At 67.8% G+C, this 22732-nt stretch carries 22 protein-coding genes; 13 read left to right on the top strand and 9 right to left on the bottom strand.

Translation table 11 applies throughout. From position 1 onward, the window contains the following. Positions 1 to 11 precede the first annotated feature (11 nt). The 4 genes from ACZ5IK_RS31120 to ACZ5IK_RS31105 all read right to left on the bottom strand — a co-directional run bounded on the left by ACZ5IK_RS31120 (position 12) and on the right by ACZ5IK_RS31105 (position 3924). Positions 12 to 1244, bottom strand: coding sequence for a ketosynthase chain-length factor (locus ACZ5IK_RS31120; protein ID WP_465490970.1), 1233 nt, complete (start codon positions 1242 to 1244; stop codon positions 12 to 14). Positions 1245 to 1347: 103 nt separating this feature from the next. After that, on the bottom strand, positions 1348 to 1725 hold the full coding sequence (locus tag ACZ5IK_RS31115; protein ID WP_465490969.1) for a SchA/CurD-like domain-containing protein: 378 nt from the start codon (positions 1723 to 1725) through the stop codon (positions 1348 to 1350). After that, on the bottom strand, positions 1725 to 2468 hold the full coding sequence (locus ACZ5IK_RS31110; RefSeq protein ID WP_465490968.1) for an SDR family NAD(P)-dependent oxidoreductase: 744 nt from the start codon (positions 2466 to 2468) through the stop codon (positions 1725 to 1727). The genes ACZ5IK_RS31115 and ACZ5IK_RS31110 overlap by 1 nt, the downstream gene beginning before the upstream one ends. A gap of 40 nt (positions 2469 to 2508) precedes the next feature. Next, positions 2509 to 3924, bottom strand: a complete 1416-nt coding sequence (locus ACZ5IK_RS31105) for a peptide MFS transporter (RefSeq protein ID WP_465490967.1) — start codon at positions 3922 to 3924, stop codon at positions 2509 to 2511. A 263-nt stretch (positions 3925 to 4187) separates the two neighbouring features. Here ACZ5IK_RS31105 and ACZ5IK_RS31100 point away from each other — a divergent pair, with 263 nt between their 5' ends. From ACZ5IK_RS31100 to ACZ5IK_RS31080, 5 genes are all read left to right on the top strand, one after another. Beyond that, complete coding sequence (locus tag ACZ5IK_RS31100; RefSeq protein WP_465490966.1) at positions 4188 to 4832, top strand: SDR family NAD(P)-dependent oxidoreductase; 645 nt, start codon at positions 4188 to 4190, stop codon at positions 4830 to 4832. Positions 4833 to 4923: 91 nt separating this feature from the next. Next, positions 4924 to 5259 carry a TcmI family type II polyketide cyclase gene (locus ACZ5IK_RS31095; protein ID WP_465490965.1) on the top strand — a complete coding sequence of 112 codons (336 nt, stop codon included), beginning with the start codon at positions 4924 to 4926 and terminating at the stop codon, positions 5257 to 5259. Beyond that, complete coding sequence (locus ACZ5IK_RS31090; protein ID WP_465490964.1) at positions 5256 to 5684, top strand: cupin domain-containing protein; 429 nt, start codon at positions 5256 to 5258, stop codon at positions 5682 to 5684. The genes ACZ5IK_RS31095 and ACZ5IK_RS31090 overlap by 4 nt, the downstream gene beginning before the upstream one ends. Beyond that, the gene (locus ACZ5IK_RS31085) at positions 5681 to 6934 is read left to right on the top strand and encodes a beta-ketoacyl-[acyl-carrier-protein] synthase family protein (protein WP_465490963.1); all 1254 of its coding nucleotides are present in this window, start codon (positions 5681 to 5683) and stop codon (positions 6932 to 6934) included. Before ACZ5IK_RS31090 ends, ACZ5IK_RS31085 begins: the two co-directional genes overlap by 4 nt. Before the next feature lie 53 nt (positions 6935 to 6987). Continuing rightward, entirely contained in the window at positions 6988 to 7944 is a 957-nt protein-coding gene (locus tag ACZ5IK_RS31080; RefSeq protein ID WP_465490962.1) for a DUF1152 domain-containing protein, read from the top strand. Positions 7945 to 8003: 59 nt separating this feature from the next. Here ACZ5IK_RS31080 and ACZ5IK_RS31075 read toward each other — a convergent pair whose 3' ends face one another. Both ACZ5IK_RS31075 and ACZ5IK_RS31070 read right to left on the bottom strand, forming a co-directional pair. After that, a complete protein-coding gene (locus ACZ5IK_RS31075) occupies positions 8004 to 9026 on the bottom strand; it encodes a cobalamin B12-binding domain-containing protein (RefSeq protein ID WP_465490961.1) in 1023 nt (340 codons plus the stop codon). A 402-nt stretch (positions 9027 to 9428) separates the two neighbouring features. After that, the gene (locus ACZ5IK_RS31070) at positions 9429 to 10427 is read right to left on the bottom strand and encodes a ferritin-like domain-containing protein (RefSeq protein ID WP_465490960.1); all 999 of its coding nucleotides are present in this window, start codon (positions 10425 to 10427) and stop codon (positions 9429 to 9431) included. Between the two features lie 454 nt (positions 10428 to 10881). Here ACZ5IK_RS31070 and ACZ5IK_RS31065 point away from each other — a divergent pair, with 454 nt between their 5' ends. From ACZ5IK_RS31065 to ACZ5IK_RS31055, 3 genes are all read left to right on the top strand, one after another. Next, positions 10882 to 12285 carry an amidohydrolase family protein gene (locus tag ACZ5IK_RS31065; protein WP_465490959.1) on the top strand — a complete coding sequence of 468 codons (1404 nt, stop codon included), beginning with the start codon at positions 10882 to 10884 and terminating at the stop codon, positions 12283 to 12285. 155 nt (positions 12286 to 12440) lie between these two features. Next, the gene (locus ACZ5IK_RS31060) at positions 12441 to 13094 is read left to right on the top strand and encodes a hypothetical protein (protein ID WP_465490958.1); all 654 of its coding nucleotides are present in this window, start codon (positions 12441 to 12443) and stop codon (positions 13092 to 13094) included. Positions 13095 to 13288: 194 nt separating this feature from the next. Next, a complete protein-coding gene (locus ACZ5IK_RS31055) occupies positions 13289 to 13927 on the top strand; it encodes a hypothetical protein (protein WP_465490957.1) in 639 nt (212 codons plus the stop codon). 74 nt (positions 13928 to 14001) lie between these two features. Here ACZ5IK_RS31055 and ACZ5IK_RS31050 read toward each other — a convergent pair whose 3' ends face one another. Beyond that, positions 14002 to 14802 carry an SMI1/KNR4 family protein gene (locus ACZ5IK_RS31050; RefSeq protein WP_465490956.1) on the bottom strand — a complete coding sequence of 267 codons (801 nt, stop codon included), beginning with the start codon at positions 14800 to 14802 and terminating at the stop codon, positions 14002 to 14004. A gap of 353 nt (positions 14803 to 15155) precedes the next feature. Next, a complete protein-coding gene (locus ACZ5IK_RS31045; RefSeq protein WP_465490955.1) occupies positions 15156 to 15947 on the bottom strand; it encodes a hypothetical protein in 792 nt (263 codons plus the stop codon). 251 nt (positions 15948 to 16198) lie between these two features. On the opposite strand from ACZ5IK_RS31045, the gene ACZ5IK_RS31040 reads away from it, so the two are divergent. Next, positions 16199 to 16522, top strand: coding sequence for a hypothetical protein (locus ACZ5IK_RS31040; protein WP_465490954.1), 324 nt, complete (start codon positions 16199 to 16201; stop codon positions 16520 to 16522). A 142-nt stretch (positions 16523 to 16664) separates the two neighbouring features. Here the strand turns inward: ACZ5IK_RS31040 and ACZ5IK_RS31035 are convergent, their stop codons facing one another. Further along, positions 16665 to 17504 (bottom strand): methyltransferase domain-containing protein, encoded by an 840-nt coding sequence (locus ACZ5IK_RS31035; RefSeq protein ID WP_465490953.1) that lies wholly within the window; start codon positions 17502 to 17504, stop codon positions 16665 to 16667. A gap of 429 nt (positions 17505 to 17933) precedes the next feature. Between ACZ5IK_RS31035 and ACZ5IK_RS31030 the strand changes: the two genes are divergently transcribed. From ACZ5IK_RS31030 to ACZ5IK_RS31015, 4 genes are all read left to right on the top strand, one after another. Next, a complete protein-coding gene (locus ACZ5IK_RS31030) occupies positions 17934 to 18983 on the top strand; it encodes a hypothetical protein (protein ID WP_465490952.1) in 1050 nt (349 codons plus the stop codon). 103 nt (positions 18984 to 19086) lie between these two features. Further along, on the top strand, positions 19087 to 19908 hold the full coding sequence (locus ACZ5IK_RS31025; protein ID WP_465490951.1) for a dimethylarginine dimethylaminohydrolase family protein: 822 nt from the start codon (positions 19087 to 19089) through the stop codon (positions 19906 to 19908). Continuing rightward, on the top strand, positions 19905 to 21059 hold the full coding sequence (locus tag ACZ5IK_RS31020; protein WP_465490950.1) for a type III PLP-dependent enzyme: 1155 nt from the start codon (positions 19905 to 19907) through the stop codon (positions 21057 to 21059). Before ACZ5IK_RS31025 ends, ACZ5IK_RS31020 begins: the two co-directional genes overlap by 4 nt. Beyond that, positions 21056 to 22522: a saccharopine dehydrogenase NADP-binding domain-containing protein gene (locus ACZ5IK_RS31015; RefSeq protein ID WP_465490949.1), complete on the top strand. Its 1467-nt coding sequence runs from the start codon at positions 21056 to 21058 to the stop codon at positions 22520 to 22522. The genes ACZ5IK_RS31020 and ACZ5IK_RS31015 overlap by 4 nt, the downstream gene beginning before the upstream one ends. The last annotated feature ends 210 nt before the right edge of the window (positions 22523 to 22732 follow it).

Here is a 22732-nt window from a genome sequence, read left to right as displayed (position 1 = left end):
CCTTTCCCTGCTCATTGCGTCATGGCCCCGAGTACGAGTGCCGCGTTGAAGCCGCCGTAACCGCGCGCGAGGACCAGCGCGGTCCGCACTTTCCCGTCCCGGGGCTGTTTGGTCACCAGATCGAGATCGCAGCCGGGCGCCTGCCGGACGGGGCCGACCGTATGCGGGATCACGCCGTCCCTGATCGAGAGAAGCGCTGTCGCCACGTCCAACGGAGCGCCCCCGCCGTAAAGCCGTCCGGTCAAGGTCTTCGGCGCTGTCACCGGTACGCCGCGCGAGCCGAAGATCGCGCTGATGGCCTGGGCTTCGGCGAGGTCGTCCGCCGGGACACCCGAGGCGTCCGCGAAGACGACGTCCACGTCGTCCGGGCCGATCCGCGCGTCCGCCAGTGCCCGCTCGATGGTGCGCCGTAGCGCGGGCGGCCGTGTCGACCCCGGCGGTGGGTCGAAACCGGCGGCGTAGCCCGCGATCACACCGTATCCACCGTCGCGTTCCTGGGCGCTCCGCGCGCTTTCCACGATCAGGATCGCGCCACCCTCGCCCGGCAGATAGCCGCTCGCCTCCGCATCGAACGGGAGGTAGGCGCGGTCCTGATCGTCCACAGTGGAAAGATTCCCGTTCGAAAGCTGGGCGACCAGGCCATAGGGGCACAGAGAGGCGTCGGTGCCCCCGCTGACCACCAACCGGGAACCGCTCAGCGTGAGCCTGCGGGCCTGGTTCACCACATCCAGGCCACCGGCCTGTTCACAGCACAGCACGCCGCTGGGACCACGCATGCCGAAGCGGATGGAGATCTGCCCCGTGGTCGCCGCGTAGAACCAGGCGATCGACTGATAAGCCCCGACGCCCGTCGGTCCGTCCAGATACAGGCGTTCCATTTCGTGCTGGCCGAACTCGGTCCCGCCGGACGAACCCGCGGTGACGACGGCCATCTCGTAGTCGGGCAGGTCCGCCGGACGCACGCCGGCGTCCGCCAAGGCCGCTTCGGTCGCGGCGAGGCCCAGATGCGTCCAGCGGTCCGTCTGCGGGATCAGCCTGCCGGGAATGCGTTCCTCGGCAAGGAAATTCGGCAGCTGCCCGGCATAGCGGACCGGATAACCCGAGGGGTCGAACCGGATGATCCGGCTGATCCCGGATTTGCCAGCCAGAACCGACTGCCAATGTTCCGCGACGCCGATACCCGTCGGCGCCACCACACCAATACCCGTCACGACCGGGGCGGTGGCCGCACCAGATGCGTTCATCGAAAGACCTTTCCGAATATCGGTCGCCCGTGTTCTCCATGGTCTTCTCAAAGACTGGCCGCCCCGCCTGGAAAGTCCCTCCAAGCCCGCTGGACGGGCGGCCTCAGCCCGTCGCGGAATGCGTCTCCACGGAGAACTGGGAGATGACCTGCATGGTGGCGTCACGGAAGTAGGCGCCGAAAGCGGCGCCGGTACTCGTGTCCCGCGGCGTCTCGAGATAGGGCGCCAGCTTCTCCTCGATCAAATGGACACCACGCTGCCCGGCCATGTGCTTGGCGATCGCGGAGAAGTCGCCTTCGTAGTGGATCACCCGGACCATGACGTCGTCCTTGATGAACACGGCGGTGCCGAGCAGGCGCCCGGCGGGCTTGTCCTCGTCGTCCCGGAACCGAGAGTCGTCCACGCGCTGGAAAGCGGCGAAGATCTCGGCGATTTCGGCTTCATGGCCCGGCTTGACCCGGTAGGTGATAGCGGCGTACATCAGATTCCTCCATCCACGTTCAACGTCGCCCCGCTGATGTAGCGGGACGTGTCACCACTGAAGAAGAGCACCGCACCGGCGACATCGGCCGGATCGCACAGCCTGCCGAGCGGGGTCATCCCCGTGATGCGGTCCACCACGGGCGCGGGCAGGCCGGCGCCCGGTTCGGTCTCGGTCAGCCCGGGGGCGACCATGTTCACGCGGATACGCCGCGGGCCGAGGTCTTTCGCGAGAGCGCGGGTGAATCCCGTCAACGCGGACTTGGAAGCGGAGTAGTGCACACCGTTGGCCCGGCCCCGAAGGGCCACCGAGGATCCGATGTTCACGACCGAGGCGCCGGTTCCCAGCAGACCGAGTACGGCCTGGGTCACCAGATACGCGGCGGTGACGTTGTGCTCGAAGACGCGGTGCCATTCCTCTTCCGGGAGCTCGCCGAAAGCCGCCGCCCCGTCCACCCCGACGTTGTTCACCAGTACGTCGAGCCCGCCGAGCGCGTCCGCCGCGGCCGAAGCCAGGGAGGTCACCCCCGTTCGCGTGGTGACGTCGGCGCGGACCACCCGGTGCCCGGATCCGCGCTCCTTGAGTTCCCGGTTCAAGCTCTGCGCGTCCTCGTCGTCGGTGCGATGGCCCGCGACGACCGTCGCGCCCGCGTCGGCGAACGCCAGCGCGGTGACCCGGCCGATTCCTTTGCTGCCTCCGGTCAGCAGCACCCGTTTTCCCGACAGTCCTTGATCCACCGTCATTCTCCTTGCGTAGAGGTTCACGAATTCGCGATGAGTCGCATCAGGACAGTCCGCGGGTGAGCGCGCGGCGCCCCGCCCAGAACGCGAGCCCGCACAGGATCGCGACCGAACCGAGGAGCGAGTAGTAGAGCGGTTCCGGCATGACCGTGTTGAGCCGGACCACGCCGCTGCCGATACCGCCGCCAAGACCGGCGAACAGCCACAGCATCCCCAGTGTCCGTCCCAGGAATCCGGCGGGCAGCACGTCCGCCGCCGCGGAGATCGTCACCGCCGCGATGATCACTTCCCCGCACGCGTGGGTCAGATAGACGACCACCATCCACCAGGGCGAGATCTTGTCGCCGCCGTCGGTCACCAGTGAAGTGGCCACCGACATGACCAGGAAGCCGGACCCCACCAGGAACAGACCGGCGCTGAACTTGGTGCCGACGTTGTTCCGTCCGCCCCAGCGCGGCAGCACCGAAGCGATCACCGGCGCCAGCAGGAGGATGAACAGCGGAGTCGCCGCCTGCAACCAGCTCGCGGGCAGGACGAACCCGAGCACGTCGAGGTCGACGTGATCCCTCGCGAAGAGGTTCAGCAGGGAGGCGGCGTGCGCGACGATCATCCAGAACAACGCGGAACCCAGGTACACGAACAGGAAGAAGGCCAGCCGCCTGCGGTCGTCCGGCCCCAGCGCCGGATCGCCCCGCAGCCGGACGTAGCAGACGATCGGCGTCACCACGCTGAGCAGCCCGATCGCTCCGATCGCGACGGTGGCGTTGAGCAGACCGGCGATCGCGAGTCCCGCCAGTACCACCACGATCACCACGCACGACAGGACCAGGCGCCGCACCGTCGCCCGGCGCTCCGCCGTGTCGAGTGGCCGGATCGCCGTGGTACCGACACCGCCGAACTGCCCCGAGGTCAGCCGTAGCTGGATCGTGGTGGCCAGCAGCACCAAGGCGATGGTCAGGAAGGCGAGATGCCAGCTGACCCGCTCCCCGAGGTAACCGGCGATCAACGGCGCGAGCAGAGCGGAAATCTGGGAGGCGACGTACATCAGCGAGATGCCCGCTTCCCGGCTCCGGCTGCCGCCGAACATCCTGTTGATCATCGCCTGGTGGTTCGGCTTGTAGACGGCGCCGCCGATCGCCAGCAGCGGCAACGCCACGGCTGCCGTCCATCCGGCCGGAACGGACAGCAGGAGATAACCGGCGACGTTGACCGCGCTGCCCGCGAGCAACGCGGTGCGGTTGCCGAGCCAGCGGTCCCCCACCCAGCCGCCCACCAGCGACAGCATGAACATCAACCCGATCCACGCCCCGAAAAGGGCCGCCGCGTCCGTCATGGCGAGACCGAGACCGCCGCGTTCCGCCGGAGCCGCCGCGTACAGCACGAGAATCGCTTGCAGGCCATAGAAACCGAAGCGTTCCATCGCGTCGCTGGCGAACAGCGTCACGTACCAGCGCGGCATCTTCGCTCCGCGAACCGGACCGTCGCCCCGCCTCCCGTGCTCGGCCCGAGTGGCGGGCCCCGCCGCGTCGTCCACACCCTGTCCCTCCGCCGGAAGCCATGCGGAGAAAGGGATACCGGCGCGGTCTGGGGAATCCCTGGGTTCCTGATCCGCCCTTCGCCCGGCTCCACCGCGGCCCCATCCGGGTCTCACCCGTCCGGGCCATGGTGTCGGCGCGAGTCCGGAAGAGGTTTCCGGGCCTTCGTTCGGAGAATGAGGAGCACATGGCCGGACAACGCACCGCCCTGGTCACCGGAGCCAACCGGGGGCTCGGGCAGGCGGTCGCCGCCGAGCTGTCCCGGCGGGGACTGCGGGTCGTGCCCACCGCGCGGAAAGCGGTCGGGGCGCGCGTACTCGATGTCACCGACGCCGACAGCGTACGGAAAGCCGCCGAGCAGGTCGGCGCGGTCGATGTGCTGATCTGCAACGCGGGCGTGCTGCTCGACGGCGGCACCGATCCGCTGTCGGTGCCGCTGGACCTCGTCGAACGCACCCTGGCGGTGAACCTGCTGGGCGGCTGGCGGGTGGCGCAGCTGTTCGTCCCGGGGATGATCAGCCGAGGCTGGGGCCGGGTGGTCTTCGTGTCCAGCGGCACCGGGACCTTCGACGGAGGACTCTTCACCGGCGCCCCCGGCTATTCGGTGTCGAAGACGGCACTCAACGGACTGACCACGATGCTGGCCGCGCACACGAAGGGCACCGGGGTACTGGTGAACGCGGTGAACCCGGGGCCGACCCGGACCAGGATGATGCCGGCGGCGCGGCGGCCCGTGCACGAGTCCGCGAACGACATCGTCCACGCCGCAACACTTTCCGACGACGGACCGTCCGGGGTGCTCCTGCGGGACCGACGGCCCGCCCCCTGGTAGCCGTGCAGTTGTCGAGCGCGATTTCAGCTGTTCCCCACCATCGCCGGAAATCATCGGCCTGCCCAGCCGAATCCGTTCAGAAGGGACGACCGTGCACCGCACCTTGATCGTCGCGAAGCTGCGGACCGACAAGCCTCAGCAGATCGCCGACGCCTTCGCCGAATCCGATGCGACCGAACTGCCTCGGATGATCGGCGTGTCACGACGAACGCTGTTCACCTTCCACGACCTGTACTTCCATCTCGTCGAGGCCGACGAGGACATCTCGCCCGGCCTGTACCGGGCCCGCGAGCACCCGCTGTACCAGAAGCTCAACACGACACTCGCCGAACTGGTCTCGCCGTACGACCCCGGCTGGAAGGAACCGAAGGACGCGATGGCCGACCCGCTCTACGTGTGGACCGCAGAGAAGGGACGAACGACGTGACGACGATCCAGCCGCCGAAGGTACGAGCCGAGGACGTCGCGTCCAATCGCAAACGCGGCGGTGACATCCGGGTCACCCTGAGCCCGAAGACCGTGGGATCCACCTCCGGTTTCGGCGGCGTGCTGTGGCTGGCGCCCGGCGAGTTCGTCACCGAGCACTACCACCCCCACTCCGAGGAGTTCCTGCACGTCATCACCGGAGATCTGGAGATGACGCTGGACGGCGAGGCGGTGTGGCTCGCCGCGGGGGAATCGCTCCTCGTCCCGATCGGCGTCCGCCATCGGCTGGTCAACCGGGGCGAAGTGCCCGCGCAGGTGGTGTTCCACCTGTCGCCGTTGGCCCCCAGGCCCGATCTCGGCCACGTGGACACCGAGACCCCGGCACATCCGGACCAGTCCGGCCCCGACGTCGGAGCGGCGCGATGACGAGAACGGCCGTCATCACCGGGATCGGCGTGGTGGCGCCCGGTGCGCTGGGCAGCACGGCGTTCTGGGACCTCCTGTCCGAAGGACGGACGGCCACCCGCCCGATCACCCTGTTCGACGCCGGCCGGTTCCGGTCCAGGATCGCCGCCGAGGCGGACTTCGACCCGGCCGCGGCCGGACTGTCCGCCCGGGAGATCCGGCGGATGGACCGCGCCGCCCAGTTCGCGGTCGTTTCGGCGAGGGAAGCGGTGGCCGACAGCGGGCTGGCCTTCGACGCGATCGAGCCGGAGCGGGTGGCGGTCGCCCTCGGCAGCGCGGTCGGCTGCACGATGGGCTTGGAGGAGGAGTACGCCGTACTGGCCGACGACGGCAAACGGTGGCTCGTCGACCACACCTACGGCGTCCCCCATCTGTACGGCTACATGGTTCCGAGCACGCTGGCCGTCGAGGTCGCGCGGGACGTCGCCGCCGAGGGGCCGGTGGCCCTGATCTCGACCGGGTGCACCTCGGGCCTCGACGCCGTCGGGCACGGGGCGGCGTTGATCCGGGAAGGCTCGGCGGACGTGGTGCTCGCGGGCGCCACGGACGCTCCGCTTTCGCCGATCACGTCCGCCTGCTTCGACGCGATCCGTGCCACCTCGGCGAACAACGAGGATCCGGCGCACGCTTCACGCCCCTTCGACGCGCATCGGGACGGCTTCGTCCTCGGCGAGGGAGCCGCCGTGCTGGTTCTCGAGGACAAGGCCGCGGCTCGCCGCCGCGGAGCGCGGATCTACGCCGAGGTATCGGGTTTCGCCAGCCGCAGCAACGCTTTCCACATGACCGGCCTGAAACCCGACGGTGCCGAGATGGCCGAGGCGATCACCCACGCGCTGCGGCAGGCGGAAATCGACCCCACCGACGTCGGCTATGTCAACGCGCACGGATCCGGCACGAAACAGAACGACCGCCACGAGACCGCCGCGTTCAAGCGCAGTCTCGGCGCGCACGCCTACCGTGTCCCGGTGAGCTCGATCAAGTCGATGATCGGCCACTCCCTCGGCGCCATCGGCTCCCTCGAACTGGCGGCCTGCGCGCTGGCGCTGGACCGCCAGGTCGTTCCGCCGACCGCGAACCTGCACAACGCCGACCCCGAATGCGACCTCGACTACGTGCCGAACACGGCGAGGGATCACCGGATGGACGTGGTGCTGAGCGTGGGCAGCGGATTCGGCGGCTTCCAGAGCGCCGCCGTCCTGACCAAGGGGTGACGGCCAGCCCCGAAGAGCACACCGGCCGCGGCGGCACTCTCTACGATGGGGAGGTGTTCTCTTTGACGGAGCCGCCGTTGTTCACCCGGTTGAAATCAGCGTCGAATGTCCTTCTGGCCGGGGCAGGCGGCGGATTCGACGTCTACGCGGCTCTGCCGCTGGCCTTCGCGTTACGAGCCCAGGGCAAGCGGGTGCACCTGGCGAACCTGTCGTTCAGCGAACTCGCGCGACTCGATCTAGACGACTGGGTGGCACCGGACGTCGCGGCCGTCGGGGCCGGCAGCGTGGGCAGCGACGACTACTTCCCCGAACGCACGCTCGCCCGGTGGCTACGCGATCAGGGCCTGCCATCGACGGTGCACGCGTTCCCTCGCACCGGGGTCCGGCGGCTGCGGACGGCCTATCGCGCGCTCGTGCGGCATCTGGGCGTGGACGCGATCGTGCTGGTGGACGGCGGCACGGACATCCTCATGCGCGGCGACGAGTCCGGGCTCGGGACGCCCGAAGAGGACATGACCAGCCTTGCCGCCGTCTCCGCGATCGAGGACGTCGACAGGCTCGTGGCGTGCCTGGGTTTCGGGATCGACGCCTATCACGGCGTGTGCCACTCCCACGTGCTGGAGAACCTGGCCGCGCTCGACCGGGCCGGTGGCTACCTGGGAGCGCTGTCGATCCCCTCCGCGTCACCGGAAGCACAGGCCTACCTGGATGCCGTCGCGCACGCGCAAGCGGCCACCCCGATCCGGCCGAGCATCGTGAACGGGCAGATCGCGGCGGCCCTGCGAGGAGAGTTCGGGAACGTGGCGTTCACTTCACGCACGGCGGGCAACGAACTGTTCGTGAACCCGCTGATGGGCATGTACTTCACCGTCGACCTGAGCACGCTCGCCGCGTCCGTGGGCTACCTCGACAGGCTGCGGGACACCGAAACCATGCTCGACGTGGCGCGGGCCATCACGGACCACCGCGACACCGTGCTCCTGCGGCCGGGACAAGCCTTTCCGCACTGATCGGCTCGTAAAGGGAAATTCGGCTGAGGAGCCACTGGTCCCGGCCGCGCCACACCGGCCTACCGGCCGGGCACCACACGACGTACCTCCGACAGGATACGAAGAGTGCGGGGAAAGTCCCGTAGTTCCTCGGCCAAGGTGTCCAGCACCGGGCTCAGAAACCCGTCGGTGATCCCCCGCGCCGCCAGAAACCCTTCGAGCCATTCGAGATGTTCGGCGAACGGCCGGGATTCGCCGACGTAGACCGCCGCGCCGAGGAAGTCGACGATCTGCGTCAAGCTGTCGCGAAACCAGGCGCGGTCATCGTGTCCGCGGGGGAAGACGTCGAGCACGGTTCGCATCGCGCGCACCAGCCGCGGACGGAGCCGCATCACGAGCGTGTACTCCTGGTCCGCCAAATGGGGCAAGTCCTCGATCGGCCGATGAAGGTCACGGGGACTCACCGGAAGTGCCCGCGCCAGCTCGATCGCGGCCTCGCGCGGGCCCGGCGCCCACAGGTCCGCGCCGAGCATGGACGCGTAACGCCCGTCCGGGCCGAACGCGCTGCCGCCGATCACGACGGCGGTTCCGGCGCCGTGGCAGGCGCAAACGGTCGTATGCGCTGTCGGCAGACGAGGCGCCAGAGAACCGGACAGCGCCACTATCTGCGGCTTGGTGGCCCTCACGTGCGCGATCAAATGCGGCGGTGGCACTTGCCCGCCGAGAAAGTCGACCTGGAAACCACGCAATATCAGCACTTCGGCCAGCAACCGGGCCGCCAGTACGTGCCATTCCCCATCCACACACGCCACCACGACGCGAGGCAGATGCGGCCGGGGACGGCCGACAGCGGTGCCGAGGCTGACGATGACCCGCTCGTTGATCGCCGTCGCGGCGTGCTCCTGGGCGACCGTGAGCCGGTTCGTGGCCCACTGTTCGCCTATCCGGCGCTGCGCCCCGCCGATGATCTCCAGCAGGACGGTCTCGGCCCCCAGCCCCGCGTCCAGGCCCGCCAGCGCGGCCTTCCTGGCGGCCGTCTCGTCCCCTGACACCGCTGCCCGCAGCAGCGCATCTCTCGGCCTTCGCGTCGCGTCATCAGCCATGTGGTGACCGGGACGGCATTTCGACGACCCCTCCTCGGGATAGTGCCGGTGCGGAAACCCGTCAGACTCGGAGTCGCCGGACCGGCACGCGCCGTTACCGGGTTCAAAGGTCGGTGGCCGGTGTTCCCAATGTCGCATTCGAGACGCTCAGCGACACGAATGCGACATTGGGAACACCGGGACAGATACCCGAAAAGCCGTTATAGCCGCGACGTGACCTGCGCCTTCAACCGGTAGTGGCGTTGCCGGCAAGCGCGTGAGCAGTACCGGCGCCGTCGAGCCACGGACACTTGATCGCTCCTCATCGGACTCCCGGCGAAGGCGACATCGCAGTGTCCAAAATGGACCTACGGTGGCGTGGCCGCGCGAAAGGCGCCGGACGAGTGTCCGGCGCCTTCCCGGTCAGCCGTTGGCGGCGCTGGTGTTGACGTCACCGTTGACGCCCTTGGGGAAGAACCCGCCGGAGGTGGCGGCCTTGGGCGTCAGGTAGACGATGTTGAGGACCTGCCCGGGAGAACGGCTGTAGGCGATGCCGTTTCCGTCGGTGGGCACGATGTTGGCCCGGCCGTTCTTGTCGACGACACCTTGGTCGAGGTCGGTGGTGCCGTCGAGGCTGTCTCGGGCGTTGGAGAGTTTGACGCTGGCTTCGCGGAGGTCCCGGCCGAGCAGGCCGAGGCCGAGGAGGCCGCCTGTGTGCTGGTAGAGCGCGGTGCGGATGTTCGCGGCGTGATAGGCCTCGACGGCGAGGATCCCGGCCGCGGCTTCGAGGTAGGTCTTGTTGCTGATCAGCGGCGCGGCGCCCTTGTAGGCGGTGACGCCGACGTCTTCGAACAGGTACGCCGCCAGGAGGAAGTTCTCCTCGCAGGCGAACGCGTCGAAACTCTGCCCTTTCCGGACCAGCCCCGCCGCCTGCGCGGCCGCGGTGAAGCTGGCCTGCAGGTCGATCGCCGGGCGGCTCACCGCCGCGGCTCCGAGCGCGGTGCGCAGGAATTCGACGTGCGCCTTCTCGTCCCCGGCGATCTCCTGGGCGTACTGCTTCGTGGCCTTCGTCTTGAACTTCACCGCACGGCCACCGCTGACCCCGCCCCGGGTCCCGGTACCGGTGGTCAGCGAGTCGGCGAGCCCCTTTCCGGTGACGGCGTGCAGGTAGAACTCGGCTTCGAGGTACTCGAGGTTGAGCGCGAAATTGAGCACCGCGCCGTCGCTGACCCCCTCGGTCGCGGCCTGTGCGACGGCCGGACGCGGGGCAGCGGACGCGGCGGAGCCACCCAGTCCGCCGAGAGCGCCCGCTCCGACGACACCCAGCCCGGTCACCCCCGCGGCACGCAGGAAACGGCGGCGATCCTGTTCGTTCTCCGCACTGCGATTGATCATCGACGCGGCATAACGCTTGCCGAACACGAGCGATCTCCTTCCCGCCCGTGTCCTGCCTGCGCACAACGACGGGCGTACCCGCCCACCGGGCCGTGGCCGTCGGCGGACGAGGCTCTACTACGCGGACACCCGGTTTTCGTGCTGGGCGGACGATCAGCTTGGTCTTGTTCTGAATTCGGCCGCAATTCGCCAGAAACCGACGCCGCGCCCCAACAATTGAGCGGTCCGAGGTCTCGGTCGTAACCTGTGACGAATGCAGTGGACGACGCTTCTCGCCACGCTCGTCGGAGCGTCCATCGCCATGGGAACCTCACTGGGAGTGCAGGCGCGCAAGGACAGGCACACCTTGGAGTCCGTGCAGTCAGCGATGCGAGAGGACTTGCAGCGAAGGTGACTCGCCTGCCTCGAGGTCCGTAACGGCGCGCTCGGTCCCGGCGACTACCTGACGCAGCCCGGGTGACGGGTGGAGCGCGAGGTGGCCATGGGTACTCCGGACCTGTTCGAGCACGCCTACACGGCGGCCGTGTCCGAGGCACTGCCACCGGAGCCGGTGGCGCAGGAGCGGCCAGGTCGCGAACTGAGGCTACGGCGAGCGCCAACGGCGGCGATCGCGCTCGGCGGATGTGTGCTGACGCCGGACAGGGCGATCGATCCCGGCTACGTGGTGATCGAAGACGGGGTCGTCCGGGCCGTCGAGCCTGTCGCGCCCGAGGCAGTGGAAGTGATCGACACCGGCGGTGTGCTCGTTCCCGGGTTGATCGACCTGCACGGCCATCCCGAGTTCAACGTGTTCGCCGCGTGGGAACCGCCGCAGCTGTACGTCAACCGGTACGCCTGGCGAGGCAGCGACCTCTACGCGAAACTGGTTCGTGGGCCACAAAATCTGCTCATGGAGAAACTGTCGCCGTGGACCCAGCTGCGGTACGCCGAGATCCGCGCGCTCGTCGGCGGGGTGACCGCGATCCAAGGAGCCGGGCAGCAAGCCTCCCGCTATCAGGACGAAGCCCTCGTCCGCAACGTCGACAAATGGATCTTCGGCGGGCAAGTGGGCCGCGCGATGATCGACCTGCCGTCCGGTACGCGAGGCGCGGACGGTCTCACCAGCATCCTCAGAGGCATCTCCGCGGGCACGGTGAAGGCGTTCTATCTGCACCTGGCCGAAGGAAAGCCGTCCAACGCGCGGTCAGCGACCGAGTTCGACACCCTGGTCGAACTCGGCGGCCTCACTCCCGCCACCGTCGTCATCCACGGCACCGCCCTCTCGGAAGCCCAACTCGGCGACGCGCACGACGCGGGTGCGAAGCTGGTGTGGTCCCCGCAATCGAATCTGCGCCTCTACGGCGAAACCACCCGGGCCGCGCACGCCGTGCGGCTGGGAATGCCGGTAGGGCTGGGCGCCGACTGGCTCCCCTCGGGATCGAGCAGCCTGCTCGCCGAAATGAAAGTCGCCCGGCGATCCCTCGCCACCCAAACCGGGCACGATCCAGGAGCCCGCAAACTCGTCGACATGGTCACCCGCGACGCCGCACGGATCGCCGGTCTCGAGGACATGCTCGGCACCATCGCCGCGGGCCGTCCGGCCGATCTGGCCGTGTTCGAACGACACCACGACGACCCGTGGGAGAACGTCGCGACGGCCGACCCGTCCCACGTTCAGCTCGTGATGATCGGCGGCGACATCGCTTACGGACACCACGACCTCGTACACCGGCTTGTCGGCCACGACGCGGCTGACGACTTCGAGAGCCTGTTCGCGTGGGGCAAACCCATGTTGCTCGACACCGGCTACCAAGCACGTCCCGGCGAAGCGGCCCCTTCCAGGCTCAGCGCGCTCCGCACCGAGCTGATCGACGCATACCCGCAAGTGGGACCGATCTTCGCCTGATCGGCGCAGTGCGGCGTTCCTCCGACCAAGGTCGCACCACCGCACTCGACCCCGGTCTAATGCGGTCCAGCCGCCGGCCCGATGTGCTCCCGAAGCTGAATGGACAGACTCGTCGCCGAACCAGAAAGCCGGGAACGTCCTTCGGGAGGCCAGTCATGTTCAAGAAGGTGCGAAGCCGCCAGATCGCCCGGCGGGTCAAGCCCGGCGACGGGCACGCGCTGCCTCGGTTCCGCTGGTGGCAGCAGGTCGGCCGCGCACTGTTCTACCTCCGGCTGGCCGACGACGACGGCGGGGAAACCGTCTACGCCGTCGACGTCCGGCAAGGACGGACCGACTCCTCCGGTTACGCCAACGCCGATCTGTACCTCGACGGGAGGCATCACGCCCGATCCCGGCTCCCGGCCGCCTTCCCCGTCCGGGGCGGCACGATCGAAGTGAAGCAGAGCGCCTTCGGGCTCAAACGATGTCACTACGTCACCGCCGACGGAGCCGAGCGCCAGCTCTACCCGGATCGCGCCTCGGCCGAAGGGCGCCGCGCCCATTTCGACCACGCCCACCCCTCGCTCAGCCGCGGGATCAGGTTCTTCTCCTCGGTCGTGCTCCTCGTCTCCTTGGCCGTCCTGATCATGCAGCTGCTGGAGAAGCTGACCCAGCCGGCGCCGATCGCCGCGCATATCGGGACCTTCACCTCACCTGTGGACCTTCCGGTGTGGCTCAACATCGCGGTCGGGGTCGTCACGGCGCTGGCCAGCACGGAACGAGCGCTGCGGCTGCGGTACCACTGGCTACTCGATGGCGGTGCGGGATGACCGGCTCACCTGCTTGATTCTGGTGCACCTGGTCCGGGCAGCAGCACGTCAGGTCTGTGGCAGAGGACTCCGAAACCGTGAAAGTGACAACTCGATCTTGCTTCTCCGGCCGAGATTCACCTCCGGCCACATAGCGAGTGCCGTCCGGTTCTTGAAACCGTGGTGCTACGGATTCAACTCGCAAAGGAGAAGCTATGCGTACCATGAAAGGGAAGATCGCCGCACTGCTCGTGGCCGGTGCGGCGGCGGCGGTGGCACTGGCACCATCGGCGAGCGCGGCGCCTCTACCGAACTTCTCGGTGGGTCTCCAGCTGAGCGATGGTGGCTGCCGCACCGAGTTCGGCACCCCGGGGTTCACCAGATTCGCCAACTTCGGCGGCATAAGCGCCACCCCGTGGGTCAGTGACACCAACAGGTTCGATCCGGACTGCGCCCGCATCTTCCTCAACCCCGCGTTCGGCGGCGGGTTGCTCAGGGGCGATATCGACTTCCGCATCGGCGGCCGGGCACGAGACAACAACGGCAGGGAACTCGGCGCCATCGTCTACACGCCCTGGGCAAGCGACGGCGGCGGGAACACCGACGCGATGATCACCGACTCCAACGCCTTCGATCCCGACGAGTACCAGTTGTTCCTCGAGACCCGGCCGCTGCCACCGGGCGCGGGGTTCAACGATTTCCGGTTCATGATCTTCGCGCGCGACGTCGGTGAAGGCGACGGAGATGCGAAGTTCACGCCGTGGGCGAGCCAGAACGGTGGCCCGAGCCCGTATGCGCCGGACCGCAACCTGTTCGACCCGGACGGCTACGTGATCGGGCTGGAGGTCGTCTAGTTCCGTGAGGCCAACGAAAAGCCCGCTCCCAGGCGCGGGCTTTTCGTTCGTCGGGCCGATACCCAGCCGACGTGTCACTCGCCTCGTGACCAGGTGGGTTCTCCCTCGTACGTCGTGATCGACCGCACCTGACAGCCCATCGCGTCGACGGCGTCCAGGATCACGGTGCGTGCCTCCTCGTCGTCTTCCGGCGGGTACGCGACCCGTATCCCGTGCCCGTAAGCGTTTTCGTAGGTCAGCAACCAGTCTCGGTCGACGGCCTTGAAATGATCCTGGCGGCCACTTTCTCCTCCGTCGAACGCGCCTCGGTCGGCGGTGGGTCTCACAGCGTCGCGCAAGATCCGGAGCCTCTGCTCATACGACTGCTCGCCGCCGGAAAGACCGACAAGGACGTGGGATCGATCGCGATGGGGGTCGAACCACGGCACCGGCGGCGGTGATCCGAGCAAGGGCACGTCGAGCTCCCCGCCGAAGTAGGCGCAAAGAAACGCCACCGCACTCAACTCGTAGCGATCCGCGCTGTCCCGCGGGTTCCAGACCACGGTCGTCCAGTCGTCAGGCTCGCCGCCGGTGAGCCAGCACAGCGAGTCGGCGTTGCCGGTGCGAGCCCACTCCAGCACACCCCCGGGTTCCGGCCACAGCGGGAACGGCACTGCTTCCGGAAACTCATCTCGAAAGCCTCCGGCCATCGGGAGGAAATCACGCGCGCTCGTGAGGAGATCATCGGGGCTCAGCAGGGAGATGTCATCGAAAACTCCCTCCCCATAGCGAGCAGCCAGTTCCTTGAAGTCAGACGGCAGAACAAGCCCGAGCTCGACCTCGACCGCCTGCCAGTCTCCGCCGAAACCGACCGGGTTCTCCGGCGGCGTGACCAACCGGACCAGATCATCAAGTGTCGCCACGCCGAGAGGATACGGGGACCGGGCCGCTCAGTCCGATCCCGTCCTTTGCCGCGGGATGGCTCCCTCCGGCGGAGGCGGTATCGGCTGGAATCCGGTCATCGCGTAGCCCACCAGGGCCAAGCCCTCCACGACAATCGTGACGAACGACCGGAGCCTCTGGCGCCCGCGCGGTGCCGGCCGGGGCCGGTGCGGGATCGGCACGGCGTTCGGCATCAGGGCTCCCGGCGAGGAGAAGAAGCGCGCCGTCCAGCTGCCGGTCGTGTCGTGGAGGACACCCAGGAGAAGTGGCCCTGCCGCGGCGACAAGGACTCCACCTGCGGTAGAGACTATCGCCTGAACCAGCGCCGTCGCTTCGGCGAGCTTTCCGCGGGTTCGGTCGGCTCCAGTCCCAAACTTCCAGTCAGGAAGAAGGTCCCGGTCACGATGTTGCCGCGCGCGGGTGGCTGATCGAGGCCGCTGGTCGCGATGGCGACATCGAGCTCGATCGAGGCGATGGTGCGGGCCCGGATCCGATGAAAAGCCTTATCGGTAAAGGTGTTCACCGGAGTATCGACCTCGATGACCTCGCCGGCGAACAGCGCGTGCGCGGAGGGCGTCTGGTTGGGCGAGCGCTCCGCGAGCGAGAACGTCCCGGAAGGGATGAAGAAGTCGGCGGCGAACTTCGGCCCGTCATCGTCCTGCGAGGCGAAGTAAGCCTCGGCATCGGCGTGCACGGTGACCTCTTCGGCCAGAGCCGCCAGCACCAGGGATCCGATCTCGAGCCGCCCGCCGGAATGGGCGAGGACCGCTCGGTCTTCGAGCTCCACCGCGATGGGGCAGACCATCTCCCCGTCGACGCCGTCGAGGAGTTCGAGCATCGCGGTCTCGTCATCGACGAGGCGAACTTCTCGCACCGGTACCGCGGGTGTCGTGCCGGCCAGGCACGGCAGAAGGAACTCGATCTCGCGGTTGCGGATCTGCGCGACCAGACGGGCGCCCGAGGGATCGGTCCACACATGTTCGCTGATCTTCGCGGTGATCTGCCGGGCTGTGCCCGCACCGATCAGAGAGACGACCTTCTCCCCGAACTCGTCCTGGCCGGTGACACCGATTCCGATCGCCTCGAAGTGGCTGGACACGATCACTCCCCTGTTCTGCCGTCCACCGGAGATTACTGGCCGGGCCGAACAAGGTCATCCGGTTTTACTCACCGGAGAAAGGTGGCGCCGCGACCGAAATCCTGGCCCTGGCCGAACGTGCGATACCCCTGTCTTCCGGCACTCGCGTCGGGCGACAGGCGCGGGCAGGTCTGATGTAATGTTTCCATGGTCTTCGGATCACCACACCCGGTTCGCGCCGTCGCGCATCCGGGGACGTCCGCGGAGCGGGGATGGCCGAAATGAGATCGTTGCTGCGGGACGCGTGGCCATATCCGTTGTACCGCTGGCCCTTGCTGGTCGCGTTGATCGCGGTGACGTCGGTGGGCGGCTTGCTCGGGCGGCTCGTGGCGAACCTCATGCTGGGATTCGCGTTGCATCTCGGGTTGATCCTGGTGGTCCTGTGCGTGCTCGGCGCGAGGACACGACGCCGCCGCAGCCGCTCGATTCGGGAAACAAACGCCTTGGGCCGTATCCCGTTTAGCGCGTGCCTGCCAGAAATCGGACTCGAGAACCACTTGGCCTCCCGGGCCGAAACCCCGGAAATGCGTGGATGACGGTGTCCCCGGAAATGGCGTCGGGGACACCGTCATTCTCTTGGCGTGTGCGAGCGGGGAAAGTGTTGCGGGCGCTCGTTCCCGCGCAGACGCACTACGAGCACCGAACTACCCGAGTGTCTTTTGTGGACAATCGGGCAGGTCAGTCCCGCGGCGGGCCGAGGGGCTTGCGGGCGGTGAAGATCAGGTACTCGGGTCCACCGTGGTTGATGACGTCGTCGAAGAGCCCGATGAAGTCGTCCAGCTCCTGTTTTCCGTACTGGTTCGTCAGGTTTTCGAGGTCGGCCTCGGTTCGCTCCCACCACATCTTGACGGACTTCTCGACGTGACTGCTGGCATCGAGGAGTTCGACGGGCTCCAGGCCGGCGCGGCGGAGCATCGGCGGGAACTCGTCGAGCCGGTGAAACGAGCTGAGTGAATCGAGATCGCGGTACCGGTCGAGCACCCGCTGGCGCTCGGGGGTGACGACGGCGTTGAGGCAGAAGTCAGCGGCGACGAGGACACCGCCGGGGCGGAGAACGCGGGCGATCTCACGCAACGCCGGGTCGCGATCCATGTGGATCAGCGACTCGATGGCGATGGCCGCGTCGAACGAATCGTCGGGGAACGGCAACTCCAGCGCGTCGGCCTGCTCGAACCTGGCCTGTCCGGCCATGTTCTCGGCGCCCGCCCTGGCGGTGGCCTGCTCGACCTGCGTGGCGACGTTCGAGATACCGACCACGTGCGCGCCCGTCGTGCGGGCCAGCCGGATGGCCGGTCCGCCGATACCACAGCCGACGTCGAGCACCCGGTCGCGAGGGCTCGCCCCGACCCGGTCGATGATCTGCCCGGTCAGGTTTTCCAGCGCTTGTTCGTAGGTCGTGCCGTCGTCGGGACGGGGCCAGTAGCCGTGGTGGAAGTTCGGCCCGTACAGGCTGACGTACATGGCTTCGGCCTGCTCGTAATAAGCCTGAGCTTTCTGCGAGGCGGTTTCGGTGATCATGGTGAAGCTCCTCCGCATCCTGCTGGGAATCGGCTAGAGACGATGCCTCCACCATGCCCGACCCTGTCAAGTCCGTCGACTTCGGAGCGTGTTCGCTCACCCGTTGTCACCTGAGTTTTCCTTGCTGTGGAGCCGAATTCGCCGCCTGATCATGATTTCGGGTACCGGTCTTTTCACCCAGGGCACTCCACTCTACTGGCGGTATCAACAAGAAATTGCCTGTCGTATCCACGTCAGCGAGTGACGTATTTGCCCACTACGGTGTCGGTTGGGGGATGCAACCCCCTGCATGCGGGGAACGTCGATGGAACACCGAGGCGACGAGAGGATGGATTCACCATGACAAGTCTGATGACGACATTGGCCGGTACGCGAGAAACTCCAGCCGCCACAAGGTCATTGAGAGAGGCGATAGCCCGGCTCCCGCAGATGAGCCCGGATGTCGATCTCGGCGACGACATCGCGCTGGCACACGAAACACTGCTGGCACCCGAAGTGTCCGAAATGGACAAACGCGCCGCGCTGTTCAAGTGGCTCGGCCAGAAGCAACCGTGCCTGTTCGGACGCCTGGCGATGCAGGGATCCGACGGCCCCAAAGGACTCGGCGCCAACGTGTGCTGGATCAGCGAGGGCGACCTCGACGCGGGTCGTGATCACGTCGCGGCGAAGATCCAGCGAGAGCGCCGCGAATGGAAGGACCGCGCCGAACGCGGCGAGAGCAGCGGGTTCCTGATCATGGTCAACAGCAGGGACTTGGCCTACGCCCGGCCAGGCAAGGAACTCGTCGACGTCTGCGTGGAGCTGTCCAATCTCTACCTGGTCGAACACGCGCCCATCGAGCAGGACGTGATCTACACCGAAGCGGTCCCGTTCCGCCGTCCCGACGGGGTGCTGACCGTGTTCAAGGCCGGTTGCAACATCTTCTACTCCGGCGCTCACCGCACGGTCAATCACGATCGGCGCATCCCCGGCGGACTGATGTTCTCGATGAACTCGCCGGGTCACTACGCCAACTCCCTGGCCAAACGGGGGCTGCAGGACTCGTTCGAGGACGCGACCGAGTTCGTCCGCGAGACGGCGTTCCGGTCGATCGGCAACGGCGGCATCGGATGCCCGCACGTGCCCAGCGCGAGCTGGCACAACGAGAGCTCCGACGGTCACCGCGACGTGGCCGAACGCAAGCGGCCGCACTACATCCCGGACAACTTCGACCCGACCCGCTACTCCGCCGTCTATCACACCGACGTCCTCGTGCCCACCGACGTCACCAGTGACTCGCGAACGGTGCACGAATCCTTCGACGAGGTCGACGCGGAGGTCTGGCCGTATCTGATCCTCGACTACATCTCCACCGAGGAGTTCCCGCCCGACCACGTCAACTATGGACTGTTCCACGGACATCCCATCGAGGAGTGCGCCCGGTACCACAACCCGTGGCCCCCGCGCGTGGCACACAACGAGGAGCTCTTCGAGTACTGAGCTGACGACGCCGAACCGACAGGAAAGGATGGCAATGACACCGACTTCCAAGGCACCTGAGGAGGCAATAGAAGGTGGTCCCGGATGGGGCCGCGGCGTTCTGATGTGTTCGCCCGAGCACTTCGACGTCACCTATTCCATCAACGTCTGGATGGACCCGGACGTGCGAGTGGATTCCGATCGGGCGTGGCGGCAGTGGGACGACCTAGTGTCCACATTGGAGGCCGCCGGTACCGAGGTCCGGACCGTGCCCGCCGAACCGGGGTTGCCGGACATGGTCTTCACGGCCAATGCCGGCATCGTCGACGGCACGACGGTCACGCCTGCCCGGATGAGCAACCCGGAACGCGCCCCCGAGATCGAGCACGTCTGCGGCCGGTTCGAGGAACTGGGCTGGACGATCGAGCCGCCACCCGCCGCGCCGCAGGAAGGCGCGGGCGACGCGGTGGCGTTCGGCGGCGGGCTCGTGGCGGGCTACGGCCCCCGGTCCGCCGAGTCGGCCTACGACGGCCTGCGGGCACGCCGCGGCTGGGCGGTGACCGCGCTCGAGCTCACCGATCCCCGCTACTACCACGTCGATTTGGGATTCTGCCCGCTCGACGACCGGACGGCGATGGTGCTGCCGGAGGCCTTCACCACCGCCGGTCGGGCAGAACTGGCCGAGCTCGTCGAGGATCCAGTGGTTCTGACGCCGGAAGAAGGAGCGGCGTTCTGCGCGAACGCCGTGGTGGCCGGGCGCACCGTGGTGATGCCGCACTGCACACCGCGGCTGGGCCGCGAACTCGAGCGCCGCGGCTTCGAGCCGGCGGTGTGCGATGTCTCCGAGTTCGGCAAGGCCGGCGGCGGCTGCCGGTGCCTGACCCTGGCCCTCGACGTGGAACTGGACCGAGCGGCGGCTCCCTTCACCGCGGAGGTGGTCGGATGACGGTGGCCGCGTTCAGCCCCCGCATCGCGCGGTGGCTCCACGACCACGATCCGTCCACCCCCTGCCTGGTGCTCGACCTCGACGTGGTGGCCCGGCGCTACCACGAACAACAGGCCGCGTTGCCGTACGCGACCCCGTACTACGCGGTGAAGGCGAACCCGCAACCGGCGGTGATCGCCCTGCTCGTGAAGCTGGGCGCCTGCTTCGACGTCGCGAGCCGGGCCGAGATCGACCTGTGTCTCGCCAACGGAGCCGATGCCGGCTCGCTGTCCTACGGCAACACCATCAAGAAGAGCGCGGATATCGCCTATGCCCACGAGCGGGGTGTGTCGATGTTCGTGTTCGACAACGTGCGCGAGCTCGAAAAGATCGCCGAAGCGGCCCCTGGGGCGGCGGTGTTCTGCCGGTTGCTCAGCGAGAGCGCCGGGGCGCGGTGGCGGCTTGGCGACAACTTCGGCTGTTCACTCGAGTACGCCGTCGAGTTGATGACACAGGCGGCGCAGCTGGGTCTGCGTCCCTACGGTTTGTCCTTCCACGTCGGCTCCCAGCAACTCGAGCCGGCGCGGTGGGAGCCCAATATCGCCGCCGCGGCCGAGGCGTTCGAAAAGCTGCGCGCCAACGACGTGGAACTCGAGATGCTCAACCTCGGCGGCGGCTTTCCGGCCCGCTACGCCGAACCCGTCCCCCCGATCATCCATTTCGGACAAGCGATAGAGCAGGCGATCGACCGGTGGTTCCCCGGTACCCGGCGCCCGCGAATCGTGACCGAGCCCGGCCGTTCGATCAGTGCCGAGGCCGGCGTGCTGCGCACCCAGGTGGTCTCGGTGCGAGAACCGTTCGAGGGAGCCGAACGCTGGGTCTACTTGGACGCGGGCCGCTTCGGCGGGCTCGCCGAGACCGAGGGTGAGGCGATCCAGTACCAGGTCGAGACCGAGCGCGGCGGGCCGACGCAGCCGGTGATCATGGCCGGGCCGACCTGCGACAGCATCGACGTGATCTACCGCGACGCCGCCTACGCGTTGCCCAAAGAACTCCAGATCGGTGACAGGGTCGACTTTCTCAGTGCCGGCGCCTACACCGCGAGCTATTCCTCGATCGGCTTCAACGGTTTCCCGCCGTTGCCGACACATTGCATCGGAGGCGGATCATGACCGAACACAAACGCCTTTCCGTCCAGGGACGGGTGCTGGTCCTCGGCTGCGGGTCGGTGTCCCAGTGCCTGCAGCCGCTGCTGCTCGCCCACCTGGACATGCCCCACGACCGGCTGACCGTGCTGGACATGACCGACCGGCGCCCGGAGATCCCGGAAACGCTCGAGGCCGGATGCCGGTTCGTCCAGCGGCGGCTGACTCCCGAGAACCTCGCCGAGACCCTCGCCGAGTTGGTCGGTCCCGGCGATCTGCTGGTGAACCTGACCTGGAACATCGGGACCGAGGACATCATCGGCTGGTGCCGAGACAACGGCGTGCTCTACGTCGACACTTCGGTCGAGCAGTGGGATCCCTACGCCGACATGAACGCCCGGCACCCGACCGACAAGACCCTCTACGCCCGCCACCACTCGTTGCGGCGCCTGAGCCGCGACTGGGGCGGCCGCGGGCCGACCGCGATCATCGAGCACGGCGCCAATCCGGGCCTGGTGAGCCACTGGGCCAAGGTCGGGCTCGAGGACGTCGCCACGGCCATGCTCGAGGAAGGCGTCGAGGACCCGGACCGCCGGGCCCGGATCGAGCGGGCGCTGGGCGAGGCCGACCACGCGCGGATGGCGATGGAGACCGGCACCCGGGCCATCCACATCTCCGAGCGCGACACCCAGATCGGATCGCTGCCCAAAGAGCCAGAGGAGTTCGTCAACACCTGGTCGGTCGAGGGCTTCTACGAGGAAGGCGTCGCTCCCGCCGAACTCGGGTGGGGCACCCACGAATGTGAGCTGCCGCCGGGCGCGGTGGTCCCGGAATACGGCACCGGCAACCAGATCTGCCTCGCCCGTCCGGGGATGGCCACCTGGGTGCGCTCGTGGGTGCCCTTGTCGGGGCCGATCCAGGGGATGTTGATCCGGCACGGCGAGGCCGTGACGATCAGCGACCATCTCACCGTCACCGATGACGACGGAACGGTCGTCTACCGCCCGACGGTGCACTACGCGTACCTGCCCACCGACGCGGCGCTGGCCTCGGTGCACGAGTGCAAAATGCGGGGGTTCCGGCTCCAGGAGCGCCAGCGGATCATGACCGACGAGATCCTCACCGGCGCCGACGAGCTCGGTGTGCTTCTGCTCGGTCACGACCTCGGGGCCTGGTGGACCGGCTCGCAGCTGACCATCGAGGAGACCCGGAAGCTGGTGACCGGGCAGAACGCCACCACGCTGCAGGTCGCGGCTTCGGTACTGGCGGCGGTGTTCTCCGCCGTACGCCATCCGGACCGGGGTCTGTGCAGGCCCGACGACCTCGACCACCACGAGATCCTCTCGATCGCCGCGCCCTATCTCGGCCCCACCCCCTCGGTGCGCAGCGACTGGACGCCCCAGGCGACCGGACCGGGCCCGTTCGACGACTACCTCGGACTGACCCCGCCCGACGACCCCTGGCAGTTCTCCAACATTCTCGTGCGGTGATCTGAATGCGCTCGACCGCATTCAGAGGACTAATTGATAACCCGAATCGCCACGCACGACCAAGCCGCCGATCCCCACCACCGTGAAGACCACACCGGCCTCCCCGGGGAGTGGGGGGGGGAAACCTCTTGGGGGGTGGGGGGTCTGAAGGGGGGGTTGTTTCAGGGGAAGTTTCGATCTGGAAGAAAGAAAGAGAGGTCTTCCCCACTC

Source organism: Amycolatopsis sp. NPDC031561 (assembly GCF_055580625.1).
Note: the sequence above shows the minus strand (reverse complement) of the source record. Positions and strands in the feature narration are given on the sequence as shown.